A 12020-nucleotide genomic window follows, 5' to 3' on the forward strand; every position below is an offset into this window, starting at 1 on the left:
TAGCCACCGGCCCGCACCCGAACACGGCGCCCCGCCACATGACGGCACCCCCGGGCAGGGGCACAAAAATCAGCGCGGGACCCTACGGCACCCACCACACCGGCCAACCGTCCCGCGCAACACCCCCGGACAACCAGAACCCCCCGTTTCAATCCGCCCCCCGCGAAGGGCCCCGCTCCGCCGACCCCCTCCGCACCAGCCGGACAGGAACCGTCGTCGTGCGGGCCGCGCCGCGGTGGCCGTCGAGGCGGGAGAGGGCCAGTTCGGCCGCCGTTCTGCCCATCGCCACGGGGTCCTGGGCGACGACGGTCAGGCCGGGCTCCAGCACGGAGGCCAGCGGGAGATCGTCGAAGCCGACGATGGCCACGTCGCGGCGGCCCGCCGCGGCCAGCGTGGGGAGCGCGCCGAGCGAGGCGAGGTTGTTGGCGGTGAACAGCGCCGTGGGCGGGTCGTCCAGCGCGAGGAGCCGATGCGTGGCCGCGCCCGCGGCCTCCGCGTCGTGCGCCTCGGCGACCAGCGCCCTGTCATAGGGGACGTCCGCCTCGGCGAGCGCCGCGCGGTAGCCGCGGAACCGCTCCCTGCGGGTGTAGAGGGAGCCGGGCAGGTCCCCGATGAAGCCGACGCGCCGGTGCCCGTGCGCCAGCAGATGCGCCGTGCCCTCGCGCGCGCCCGCCATGTTGGCGCTGACGACGGAGTCGGCGGCGAGCCCGGCCGCGGGCCGGTCGAGGAAGACGAGGGGCAGCCCGCCCTCGCGTTCGCGGCGCAGGAAGCGGTGGTCCGCGCCGTGCGCGGGCGCGATCAGGAGCCCGGAGACGCGGCGCGCGAGGAAGGAGTTGACGAGGGTCCGCTCCTTGGCCGCGTCCTCGTCGGAGGAGCCGAGGAGCAGCGTCAGCCCCCGGTCGCGCACCGCTTCCTCGATGCCGCCCGCGACGGTGCTGAAGAAGGGGTTGGCGATCTCGGGGACGATCAGCCCGACGGTCGAGTCGCGCCCGCCCACACGCATGTTGCGCGCCATCAGGTTGGGCCGGAAGCCCAGTTCGGAGACCGCGGCGAGCACCTTTTCGCGGGTGGCGTCGGAGACGGGCCCGTCACCGTTGAGTACGCGGGAGACGGTCTTCGCGCTGATGCCGACGCGGCGTGCCACATCCGTCAGCGTGGGCCGCCGCGAACTCGTCATCTTCCGTACCCCCCCCCTGCGCGCTGTCCGCCCAGACGGTACCCCCGTCGCGGCCTGCGGCGAAGATCGATGTCAACGTTGACATCGAGGGTACGGAGTGGTGGACTCCGCCGCGGACCCCGTGGCGAGCGCGCCGGATGGCGGGGTCGTGCCAGCCGCCGTGAGACCGCGCTACGCGAAAGGCCCCGCACATGACCGCCGAGTCCATCGCCGTACTGGGAGAGTGCGTCGCCGACGCGTTCGTCACCCCCGCGCCGGACGATCCGGGGACGCCCGCGATCGGCCTTGAGGTGCTGCCGGGCGGCGGCCCCGCGAACACGGCGGTGGCGCTGGCGCGGCTCGGCACGCCCACCCGCTTCCTCGGAAGGCTGTCCTCCGACGTCTTCGGCAGGCTCTTCCGTACCCATCTGACCGCGTCGGGCGTCGATCTGGCCGGGGCCGTCGCCGCACCCGAGCCGAGCACCCTCGCCGTCGCCGACCTGGACGAGGACGGCCGCGCCGACTACTCCTTCCACGCCGAGGGCACCGCCGACTGGGGCTGGACCCCGGACGAGCTGGCGGCGGCGGCCCGTCAGCCGATGCGCTGTCTGCACACCGGTTCCCTCGCGCTCGTACGGGCGCCGGGCGGCGCCGCGATCGAGGACCTGCTCGACGAGGTGCGGGAGCGGGCCACCGTCTCCGTCGATCCGAACGTCCGGCCGCTGCTGGTCGATCCGGCGACCGTCGCGGCGCGCCTCCCGCGCTGGTGCGCCGCCGCCGACATCCTCCGGCTCTCGGACGACGACCTCGAACACCTCCTGCCCGGCACGGGCGTCGAGCGGGCCGCCGACACCTTCCACGGGTACGGGGCCCGGCTCGTCGTCGTCACCCTCGGCGGCGAGGGCGTGTTCGCCTCGCTCGACGGCACGCGTTTCAGGGTGCCGACGCCGCCCACGGAGGTCGTGGACACCGTCGGCGCGGGCGACTCGTTCATGGCGGGTCTCCTCCACTCGCTGTCCGAGGACGGGGAGCTGGGCGGCCGTCTGGAAGGGCTCGGGAAGGCGGGCGTCGAGCGTGCCCTGGACTTCGGGACGCGGGTGGCGGCCGCCGTCTGCGCGGTGCGCGGCGCGAACCCGCCGTGGGCGGGGGACCTCACGCGCTGAGGGGCCCGCGAGCCCTTTCCGCACCGCGCCGCACCGGCCCACGCCGGACCCGTCGCACTGTGCCGCACCGGCCCGCGCCGCGCCGCTCCAGGGCGCGGCCGGGCCGCTGGACGGTCCTCGGTGTACGGGGGACCCGCCCGGCCGCACCGCCGCGCGGGCTCAGTCCGTCCCGGGACGGGCCCGCTCCACGATCGACGCCAGGTCGAGGGTGTGGGGCAGCGTGCCGAAGGCCGAGCCCCAGTCGCCGCCCAGCCGCGAGGCGCAGAACGCGTCGGCGACGGCTGACGGCGCGTACCGCACCAGCAGCGAGCCCTGGAGCACCAGCGCCAGCCGCTCCACCAGGCGCCGCGCCCGCGCCTCGATGCCGTCGAGGTCGGCCAGTTCGGCGAGGACGGACTTGATGGCGCCGTCGAGCCGGTGGTCGGCGCCACGGGCCTGCCCGATCTCGCTGAGGAACGCGTTCAGTGCCTGCGGCTCGCGCTGGAGCGCGCGCAGCACGTCGAGCGCCTGGACGTTTCCCGAGCCCTCCCAGATCGAGTTGAGCGGCGACTCGCGCAGCAGCCGCGGCATGCCCGACTCCTCCACATAGCCGTTGCCGCCCAGGCACTCCAGCGCCTCTGCGACGTGCGGCGTGCAGCGCTTGGTCACCCAGTATTTCGCGACGGGCACGGCCAGCCGCAGCAACTGCCGCTCGTGCTCGCTGTCCTCGCCGCCCGCAGCGGCGCCGTCGTACGCGGCGGCCAGGCGCAGCGCCAGCGCCGTCGCGGCCTCCGACTCCAGCGCGAGGTCGGCCAGCACGTTCCGCATCAGCGGCTTGTCGATCAGCTCGCCGCCGAACGCGCTCCGGTGCGCCGCGTGATGGGTCGCCTGCGCGACGGCCTGCCGCATCAGCGCGGCCGAACCGGTCACGCAGTCGAGCCGGGTCGCCGCGACCATCTCGATGATGGTGGCCACCCCGCGCCCCTCCTCGCCCACGCGCCGCACCCAGGTGGCGCCGTCGAACTCCACCTCGCTGGAGGCGTTGGAGCGGTTGCCGAGCTTGTCCTTGAGCCGCTGGACGCGGAACGCGTTGCGGCTGCCGTCGGGCAGGACCCGGGGCAGCAGGAAGCAGGTGAGCCCCTCGGGCGCCTGCGCCAGCACCAGGAAGGCGTCCGACATGGGCGCGGAGCAGAACCACTTGTGCCCCGTCAGCGCGTACTCGCCCTCGGCGGCCAGCGGCACGGCCACCGTCGTGTTCGCGCGCACGTCGCTGCCGCCCTGCTTCTCCGTCATTCCCATCCCGGCGAGGGCGCCCGCCTTGTGCGCCGGGGCCTTGTCGAGGCCCGGCTCGTAGGTGTGCGAGGACAGCAGCGGCTCCCACTCGGCGGCCAGCGCGGGCTCCTTGCGCAGCGCGGGCACGGCGGCGTGCGTCATGGAGACGGGGCAGCCGTGTCCCGCCTCCACCTGCGACCACACGTAGAAGCCCGCCGTCCTGCGCAGTTGCCCGTCGGGGCGCGACCACGGGTCCGTCAGCCCGGCGCCGACCGCCTCCGTGAGGAGCTGGTGCCAGGCGGGGTGGAAGTCCACCTCGTCGACGCGGTTGCCGTAGCGGTCGTGCGTACGCAGTACGGGGGGCATCTCGTTCGCCTGCGTGCCCCATTCCTGGGCCCGCGCCGACCCGGCCGTCACCCCCAGCGCGCTCAGCTGGGCCCGCGCCTCCTCGGCGCGCTCCGGGGCGACGTGCCGGGCCACGCCCTCGGCCAGGGCGCGGTCGGAGGAGAAGACGTCGTAGTCGACCAGGGGCGGGGCCTGGTTGGTCACAGTGTGTGTCGAGGCTGGCATGCCAGATACGTTAAGGAGGTGCAAGCAGCAGACGAAACCCCCGAGCGCCGTCGCGGGGCTCTCCGCAGAGCCCGCGTCATCTACCAGAACGTACCGAAACGCAAGATGGCGTGGCTGCTGCTCAAGGACACCGTCAACTCCTGCATGGAGTACCGGGTGCTGGGCCTGGCCGCCGAGGCGGCCTTCTTCACCCTCATCTCGATCCCGCCGCTGCTGCTCGGCCTGATCGGGCTGCTCGGCTATCTCGACGCGTGGATCGGCACCGACACGATCGACTCGATCCGCACCAACTTCCTGGACGCGTCGGCGACCGTGCTCTCCGACCGGGGGGTCGACGAGATCGCGCGCCCCCTCATAGACGACGTGATCGAGGGCGGCAGGCCCGACGTGATCTCGCTCGGCTTCGCGCTGGCCCTGTGGTCGGGCTCCCGCGCCGTGAACGTCTTCATCGACACGATCACGGTCATGTACGGGCTCGACGGGCAGCGCGGCATCGTCGCGACGCGGCTGCTCGCGTTCCTGCTCTACCTCGTCGCCCTCGTCATCGGCGCCGTCGCGCTGCCGCTGATGGTGGCGGGCCCCGACGCGGTGCTGCGGCTCGTGCCGCAGGCCCAGTGGCTGGTCACGGTCTTCTACTGGCCGGTCGTGCTGCTGCTCTCGATCGCCTTCCTGACGACGCTCTACCACGTGTCGGTGCCGGTGCGTTCGCCCTGGCGCGAGGACATTCCGGGCGCGCTGGTGGCCCTGGTGATGTGGCTGCTGGGCAGCTTCCTGCTGCGGATCTACCTCACCAGCACGGTCGAGGGCCCCACGATCTACGGCTCGCTGGCCGCGCCCGTCGCCGTGCTGCTGTGGATCGGCGTCTCCGCCTTCGCGGTGCTGGTGGGCGCGGCGGTGAACGCCGCCATCGACCACGTGTGGCCCTCGGTCGCGACGGCGGCGGCCCGGCGCGTCAACGAGCGGGCGCGCGAGGAGGCGGCGGCCGAGGTCGTCGCTGCCGCAGCCGCGCGCCGCGCCATGCGCTCGGCGGAGGGCGAGGGCGGCGAGGCGGAGGACGGGGCCGACCCGCCCGCCGAGTTCCCCGAGCGCTGGACGAAGTTCCTCCCGCACGCCGACGTACGGGCCCGGCTGCGCTCGCGCAACCGGCGCTGAGGGGCGGGAGAGGGCGCGGAAAAAAGGGTGGAGGACGCGAGCGCGCCGGTCTAGGGTGGGCGCGTCCGCGAGGGGGCGGACGCAGGACCTGTGGACGTACGACGTACGGGAGGTGAGGACCGATGACTGTCGCCGTGCTGGGCGCTGCCCGCATCCAGAAGCTCGTCCTTCCCACCTCCGTGGTCTCCGGCTGACGAACCCGTCCCGCAACACGGCGCCGACATCCGCGCCGGGACGAGGCCGCCGGGCCACCCTCACCAAAGGGTCACTCCAGTGAACTCTCGCCCGACATCCGGCGATTCTCCTTCTTCTTCTCCTTCTTCCTCCTCCTCCTCTCCGCCGCACCCCCTCGCCGGTTACGGCTGGGACGCGCGCACCGCCGACACCTTCGCGCCGTACGCGGCCCAAGGACTCGTCCCCGCCCGCGTCGTACGCGTCGACCGGGGGCGGTGCGAGGCGGTCACCGCCGAAGGACCCGTACGCGCCGACACCGCGCCCGTCGCCACGGACGACCCCACGCGCGTGCTGTGCACCGGCGACTGGGCCGCGCTGAGCCTGGCCGGACCGCGCGGCGTGCCCGAGGTACGGGCCGTGCTGCCGCGCCGTACCGCGTTCCTGCGCTCCGCCTCCTCCAAGCGCTCCGAAGGGCAGGTGCTGGCCGCCAACGTCGACCACGTCCTCGTCGCCGTCCCGCTCAACCTGGAGCTGGACCTCGGCCGCGTCGAACGCTTCATCTCGCTGGCCTGGACGAGCGGCGCCCAGCCGCTCGTCGTCCTCACCAAGACGGACCTCGTGCCGGACCCCGACACCGTGCGCCAGCTCGTCGCCGACACCGAACTGTCGGCGCCCGGCGTCCAGGTGCTGCCCGTCAGCGCCGCGACGGGCGAGGGCCTGGACGTCCTGGCCGCCTCGGTCGCCGGCGGCACCTCGGTGCTCATCGGCCAGTCGGGAGCGGGCAAGTCCACCCTCGCCAACGCGCTGCTCGGCGCTGAGGTCCAGGAGGTCCAGGCCATCCGGGACAGCGACGGCAAGGGGCGCCACACGACCACGACCCGCGATCTGCTGCCGCTCCCCGCGGCCGGGGAACAGGGCGGTGCGGCAGGGGTGCTCATCGACACTCCGGGGCTGCGCGGCGTCGGCCTCTGGGAAGCGGAGGAGGGCGTCGGCCTGGCGTTCGCCGAGATCGCGGCCCTCGCCGAGCGCTGCCGCTTCCACGACTGCGAGCACGAGGCCGAACCGGACTGCGCCGTCCTCGCCGCCGTCGAGGACGGCACACTGCCCGAACGCCGCCTCGACAGCTACCGCAAGCTGCTGCGCGAGAACGCCCGCCTCGCGGCCCGTACGGACGCGCGGCTGCGGGCCGAGCAGAAGCGGACGTTCAAGCAGCGCCAGGCGCTCGGCCGCCACATGATGGAACGCAAGCGCCAGCCCCGGTACGGCGGCTGACCCGCGCGTCCGGGGGCGTCCGGGGCCCGGTCCACGGGGTTCCGGTACCCGCTCCGGCACGGGGACGGCGGTTGCTACCGTCGGCCCCGTGCCACCGGACCCGGGCCCCTTCGGACCCCGACAGTTCCAGCTCGTACTCCTGCGCCGCATGGCCGACTTCCAGCCCGGCCTCGTGGAGGACGCGCTGCGCGCGCTGGACGCGGGGCGCGCCGAGATGCGGGAGGCCAACCGCCGCTGGCAGGCCATGACCCGCTCCCCGCGCGGACGCGGCGCCGCAGCCCGCTACCGCTCCGTGCTGGGCCCGCCCGCCGACGCCGCGCGCCGACGGATCGGCGACCTCGACTGCGAGGCGCTGACCTGGCACATGCCGCTCTGGCCCGAGCTGCGCTTCGAGGTGCTGACAGGGCCGGGCGGCGCCGTGTGGAACGAGTGGCTCGTCCGCGCGCCCGGCGCGCCGGCCCCCGAGCTGCGGACGCTGGAGGACCTGGCGCCCTGGTCCTGCACCGTCGACGAGGCGGCCCGCGCCTTCGCGCCCGCGCGCCCACTGGAGGGCTCGGCGCCCACGCGCTGGGCGCTCGCGTTCACGGCCCCTGACGCGGCGGGCACGCCGCACAGCGTGGTCGCGGAGTTCACCTGGGGCCTGCTCCAGAGGCTGCCGCGCTCGGCCCCTTCGACGTAGGATCGCCGCATGTTCCGACGATGTTGATTCTTCGCCGCCCCTGCCCAGGGTGCCTCCGGCCCACGCCTGAGACGTTGCTTGTACGCGTACGCCTGGCTGGAGGACTTCGTCCTCATCTACCCGGTGTACGCGCTGCTGTTCGCGCGCAGCGGTCTTTCCCCGGCCGAGATCTCCTCGCTGTTCATTCTCTGGTCGGTCGCCTCCTTCGCCCTTGAGGTGCCCTCCGGCGTCTGGGCCGACCTCGTCTCCCGCCGCCGTCTCCTCACGCTCGCCCCGCTGCTGACGGGCGCCGGCTTCGCCCTGTGGACGCTGCTGCCCTGCTACGCGGCCTTCGCGGCGGGGTTCGTGCTGTGGGGCGCGGGGTCCGCGCTGCGCTCGGGGACGCTCGAAGCGCTCGTCTACGAGGAGCTGGAGCGGGCGGGTGCGACGGACACGTACGCGCGGCTCATGGGCCGCGCCCGCGCCCTCGGCACGACGGGCATGATGGCCGCCACGGCGCTGGCGGCGCCCGTCTTCGCGGTCGGCGGCTACGGGGCACTCGGCGCGGCGAGCGTCGCGGTCTGTGTGCTCGGCGCGCTGGCCGGACGCGCACTCCCCGAGACGCGCGCGCCACGGGCGGCCGTCGGATCCGGCGGGGACGGCGGGGACGGTGGGTCCGGGGAAGCGGAAGCGGCGGAGCCGGGTCCGCTGGCGACGTTGCGCGAGGGGCTCGCGCAGGTCCGTACGGAGCGGGCCGTGCGCGGGGCCGTGGTGCTGGTCGCCGTCGTGAGCGGGGTGCTCGCCATCGACGAGTACATCCCGCTGCTCCTGGCCTCACTGGGCGCCGCAGGACCGGCCGTCCCCCTGTTCGTGCTGCTCGCCGACGCGGGTGTCGCCGTGGGCGGCTGGTACGCCGGGCGCGGTGGCCGCTGGTTCGGGCCCGTGCTGGCCGTCGCGGCGGTGGCGCTTGCCGCCGGGGCGCTGGGCGGTGCGGCGGGCGGGGGCCCGGTGGTCGCCGCCCCGCTGGTGGCGCTCGCCTGCGGTCTCTTCCAGTGGGCCCTGGTCACGTCCGAGGCGAGGCTCCAGGACCGGGTCACGAGCGGCGCGCGTGCGACGGTCGGCTCGCTGGCGGGCCTCGGCGCCGAGGTGACGTCGGTGCTGCTGTTCGCCGGGTACGCGGCGGGCGCGGGCTGGTGGGGCCTGAGCCCCGCCACGCTGTTCGCGGTGGCGGCGGTGCCGTATCTGGCGCTGGGCGCCGTGCTCGGCGTCCCGGGTGCGCGGGGCGGGGTGCGCGGAGAGGGTGCGACCACCATGTCCGATTCCCGCCAGTGAGGGGGTTCGGGGCGGCGCACACTGGACGGTGTGATGACAGACGACAGCAGGTACGAGGCGGTACGCAGCCGGGACGCGCGGTTCGACGGGGTGTTCTTCACCGCCGTCTCCAGCACCGGCATCTACTGCCGCCCGAGCTGCCCCGCCGTGACCCCGAAGCGGGTGAACGTCACCTTCTACCCCTCGGCCGCGGCGGCGCAGGGCGCGGGCTTCCGCGCCTGCCGCAGGTGCCGCCCCGACACGGCGCCGGGGTCACCGGAGTGGAACGTACGGGCCGACCTCGTCGGGCGCGCGATGCGGATGATCGGCGACGGCGTCGTGGACCGCGAGGGCGTCGCGGGCCTCGCCTGCCGCCTCGGCTACAGCGCGCGCCAGGTGCAGCGCCAGCTCACGGCGGAACTCGGCGCGGGGCCCGTCGGGCTCGCCAGGGCCCAGCGCGCCCACACGGCGCGCGTGCTGCTCCAGACGACTCCGCTGCCGGTGACGGAGGTCGCGTTCGCCTCGGGCTTCGCGAGCGTCCGGCAGTTCAACGACACGATGCGGGAGATCTACGCGCGCACGCCGAGCGCGCTGCGCGAGAGCGCGGCACGCGGCGGCCACACGCTGCCGCTCACCTCGCGCACCGGGACCGGGACCGGGACCGGGACCGGGACCGGGACCGGCGCTGGTGCCGGTGACGAGACGGCGGCCACGGGGGTGCCGCTGCGGCTCGCCTACCGGGGCCCGTACGACGCGGGACAGGTCTTCGGCTTCCTGGAGCGGCGCGCGATCCCCGGCGTCGAGGAGATGACGGGCGCGCCGGGGCACCGCACGTACCGCCGCACCCTGAGCTTGCCGTACGGCACGGGCATCGTGGAGGTGCACGAGAGCGCGGGCACGGCGGCGCACGGCCGTCAGGCACCGGCACCGGAGCAGGCACCGGCACCGGCGGCGGGGCGCGGACCGCGCCACGGCAGCGGCTGGCTCGAATGCCGCCTCCACCTCGCCGACCTGCGCGATCTGACGACCGCCGTGCAGCGGATCCGCCGCCTGTTCGACCTCGACGCCGACCCGTACGCCGTCGCCGAGCGCCTCGGCTGCCACCCCGTCCTGGGCGCCCTCATCGCCGCCGCGCCCGGACTGCGCTCGCCCGGCGCGGCCGACCCGCACGAGCTGGCCGTGCGCGCGGTGCTCGGCCAGCAGATCACCGTCACCGCGGCCAGGACCCTCGCGGGAACGCTCGTCGCCGCGTACGGGAAGCCGCTGCCCGCGCCCGACGGCGGCCTGACCCACCTGTTCCCGGACGCCGGTCTCCTCGCGGGGGCGCCGCTGGGCGAGCTGGGCATGCCCGAGTCGCGGCGCGCGACACTGCGCACGGTGACGGCTGCGCTCGCGGACGGCAGCGTCACCCTGGACCCCGGCGCCGACCGCGACGAGGCCGAGCGGGCACTGCTCGCGCTGCGCGGCATCGGCCCCTGGACGGCGGGCTATATGCGCATGCGCGCGCTCGGGGACCCGGACGTCTTCCTCCCGGGCGACGTCGGCGTGCGCCACGGCCTCTCCCTCACCGGAGCCTCCCTCGCAGACGCGGAGGACTGGCGCCCCTGGCGCTCGTACGCACTGCACCACCTCTGGAACGCCACCACGGAAAGTCAGGAGAACGCCCGATGAGCACCGCCGACACCGACACCGACACCACGTCCACCATGGTGTGGGCCCTGCACGACAGCCCCCTGGGCCCCCTCACCCTCACCGGCGACGGCACGGCGCTCGCCTCGCTCTCGGTGCCAGAACAGCGGGGCGCCACCGCGCCGCAGCCCCACTGGACACGCGACGACACGGCCTTCGCCGAGGCCCGCGCGCAACTGGACGCCTACTTCGCGGGCGACCTGAAGGAGTTCAGCCTCCGCTTCACCACCCGGGGCACGGAGTTCAGGGAGCGCGTCTGGGCAGCGCTCGACAGCGTCCCGTTCGGCGCGACGACCACGTACGGCGAGATCGCCGCGCGCGTCGGCGCCTCCCGCGCGGCGGTGCGCGCCGTCGGCGGCGCGATCGGCGCCAACCCCCTGCTGATCGTCCGCCCGTGCCACCGCGTCATCGGCGCCGACGGCACCCTGACGGGCTACGCGGGCGGCCTCGACCGCAAGCGGCTGCTGCTCACGCTGGAGGGGGTGCTGTGACGGGCGTACGGGCGGGGGCCGCCCCGGCGCCGGGGGTCACCACCGCACCAGCACCGCGAGCCACGCGCCCGCGACCAGCAGGCAGGCGGACAGCTCGATCAGCACCTTGAGCCCGATGGCACGCATGACCGTACGCGCCGACGCGGCGGCCGAGGCACGGCTGCCGAGCCGGACGCGTTCCCACCCGTACAACCCGGCGAGGAACCCCGGTACCACCCCGATCACCGGTACGACGAAGAACCCCACGATGCCCGTGCCGCCCGCGAACAGCAGCGCCCAACGGCGCACGTCCGTCGAGCGGCGCACCCGCGAGGGGATCAGCAGTTGCACCGCGGCGTTCGCGAGCAGCAGCCCCGTGGCCACCACGAGCAGCCACCACGCGGGCCCGGCCCGCTCGTACACCGACCACCAGAAGACGGCGGCCCAGACGACCAGCGGTCCTGGGACACCGGGGAGCACGGCGCCGAAGAGGCCGAGCAGCATGACGAGCCCGACGAGCAGCAACTGCCATGTGCCCATGGTTCCCGTGGTCACCATGGGCCAAGGGTGCCCGAGTGTGCCCGCTTGCGCTCGCTGTGCTGGTCACGCTGTGTGAACAAAGGTCACTCGTTCTACCGTACGGCCTTCCCCCTGGGGCCGTGCGGTGGACAATAAGGGCATGAGCCAAGAGGGGGATCATCGTGGTCCGGGTTCCGGCGAACGGGACGACTGGTGGAGCGAGTTGTACGACCCGGAGGCGCCCGACACCGGCCGCACCCGCGCCGGTGACACCCTGGACGACCGCTTCGACTCGGTGACCCGCACCATGGGCCCCGACACGGCCCCCCGCGGCGGGGACGCCCCGGAGCCGAAGACGCCGGACGCCGCACCCGCCCCCGAGCCACCGGGGCGCCCCGTCCCTTCCCCACGCGAACCCAAGGAGCCCGAGCCCGCATCCGCGTCTGAGCCCGAGCCGCACGGGGTCGCCCCCGCCGCTCCTCGTCCCGGTGTCACGGAGCCGTACGCGTCCATCCCGCCTGGAGATGAGGCGGTGGCCGAGGCCGGGCCCGCCCCCGCCGCTCCTCGTCCCGGTGTCACGGAGCCGTACGCCTCCGCCCCGCCTGGAGATGAGGCGGTGGCCGAGGCCGGGCCCG

Annotated in this window: 10 protein-coding genes and 1 pseudogene; 8 read left to right on the forward strand and 3 right to left on the reverse strand. The window is 74.8% G+C overall.

Annotated elements, in window-relative coordinates; translation table 11 throughout:
- Window positions 1-148 precede the first annotated feature (148 nt).
- Window positions 149-1177, reverse strand: coding sequence for a LacI family DNA-binding transcriptional regulator (locus tag ACYVOO_RS30350; RefSeq protein ID WP_461018920.1), 1029 nt, complete (start codon window positions 1175-1177; stop codon window positions 149-151).
- Between the two features lie 191 nt (window positions 1178-1368).
- On the opposite strand from ACYVOO_RS30350, the gene ACYVOO_RS30355 reads away from it, so the two are divergent.
- Window positions 1369-2319, forward strand: a complete 951-nt coding sequence (locus ACYVOO_RS30355) for a carbohydrate kinase family protein (RefSeq protein ID WP_461018921.1) — start codon at window positions 1369-1371, stop codon at window positions 2317-2319.
- Between the two features lie 159 nt (window positions 2320-2478).
- Here ACYVOO_RS30355 and ACYVOO_RS30360 read toward each other — a convergent pair whose 3' ends face one another.
- Window positions 2479-4140, reverse strand: a complete 1662-nt coding sequence (locus tag ACYVOO_RS30360; protein ID WP_461018922.1) for an acyl-CoA dehydrogenase family protein — start codon at window positions 4138-4140, stop codon at window positions 2479-2481.
- Between the two features lie 18 nt (window positions 4141-4158).
- Between ACYVOO_RS30360 and ACYVOO_RS30365 the strand changes: the two genes are divergently transcribed.
- The 6 genes from ACYVOO_RS30365 to ACYVOO_RS30390 all read left to right on the forward strand — a co-directional run bounded on the left by ACYVOO_RS30365 (window position 4159) and on the right by ACYVOO_RS30390 (window position 10887).
- Window positions 4159-5292: a YihY/virulence factor BrkB family protein gene (locus ACYVOO_RS30365; RefSeq protein WP_453344594.1), complete on the forward strand. Its 1134-nt coding sequence runs from the start codon at window positions 4159-4161 to the stop codon at window positions 5290-5292.
- Between the two features lie 273 nt (window positions 5293-5565).
- A complete protein-coding gene (gene rsgA / locus ACYVOO_RS30370; protein ID WP_461018923.1) occupies window positions 5566-6738 on the forward strand; it encodes a ribosome small subunit-dependent GTPase A in 1173 nt (390 codons plus the stop codon).
- Between the two features lie 148 nt (window positions 6739-6886).
- Window positions 6887-7417, forward strand: a complete 531-nt coding sequence (locus ACYVOO_RS30375; protein WP_461018938.1) for a hypothetical protein — start codon at window positions 6887-6889, stop codon at window positions 7415-7417.
- A gap of 78 nt (window positions 7418-7495) precedes the next feature.
- Window positions 7496-8728 (forward strand): MFS transporter, encoded by a 1233-nt coding sequence (locus ACYVOO_RS30380; RefSeq protein ID WP_461018924.1) that lies wholly within the window; start codon window positions 7496-7498, stop codon window positions 8726-8728.
- Between the two features lie 33 nt (window positions 8729-8761).
- Window positions 8762-10378, forward strand: a complete 1617-nt coding sequence (locus ACYVOO_RS30385; RefSeq protein ID WP_461018925.1) for an AlkA N-terminal domain-containing protein — start codon at window positions 8762-8764, stop codon at window positions 10376-10378.
- A complete protein-coding gene (locus tag ACYVOO_RS30390; RefSeq protein WP_461018926.1) occupies window positions 10375-10887 on the forward strand; it encodes a methylated-DNA--[protein]-cysteine S-methyltransferase in 513 nt (170 codons plus the stop codon). Before ACYVOO_RS30385 ends, ACYVOO_RS30390 begins: the two co-directional genes overlap by 4 nt.
- Before the next feature lie 36 nt (window positions 10888-10923).
- Here the strand turns inward: ACYVOO_RS30390 and ACYVOO_RS30395 are convergent, their stop codons facing one another.
- Window positions 10924-11406: a DUF456 domain-containing protein gene (locus ACYVOO_RS30395; RefSeq protein ID WP_453344682.1), complete on the reverse strand. Its 483-nt coding sequence runs from the start codon at window positions 11404-11406 to the stop codon at window positions 10924-10926.
- Between the two features lie 139 nt (window positions 11407-11545).
- On the opposite strand from ACYVOO_RS30395, the pseudogene ACYVOO_RS30400 reads away from it, so the two are divergent.
- Window positions 11546-12020: pseudogene (locus tag ACYVOO_RS30400) on the forward strand (protein phosphatase 2C domain-containing protein); the annotation flags it as partial.

The sequence above is a fragment of the Streptomyces daliensis genome (assembly GCF_054782395.1).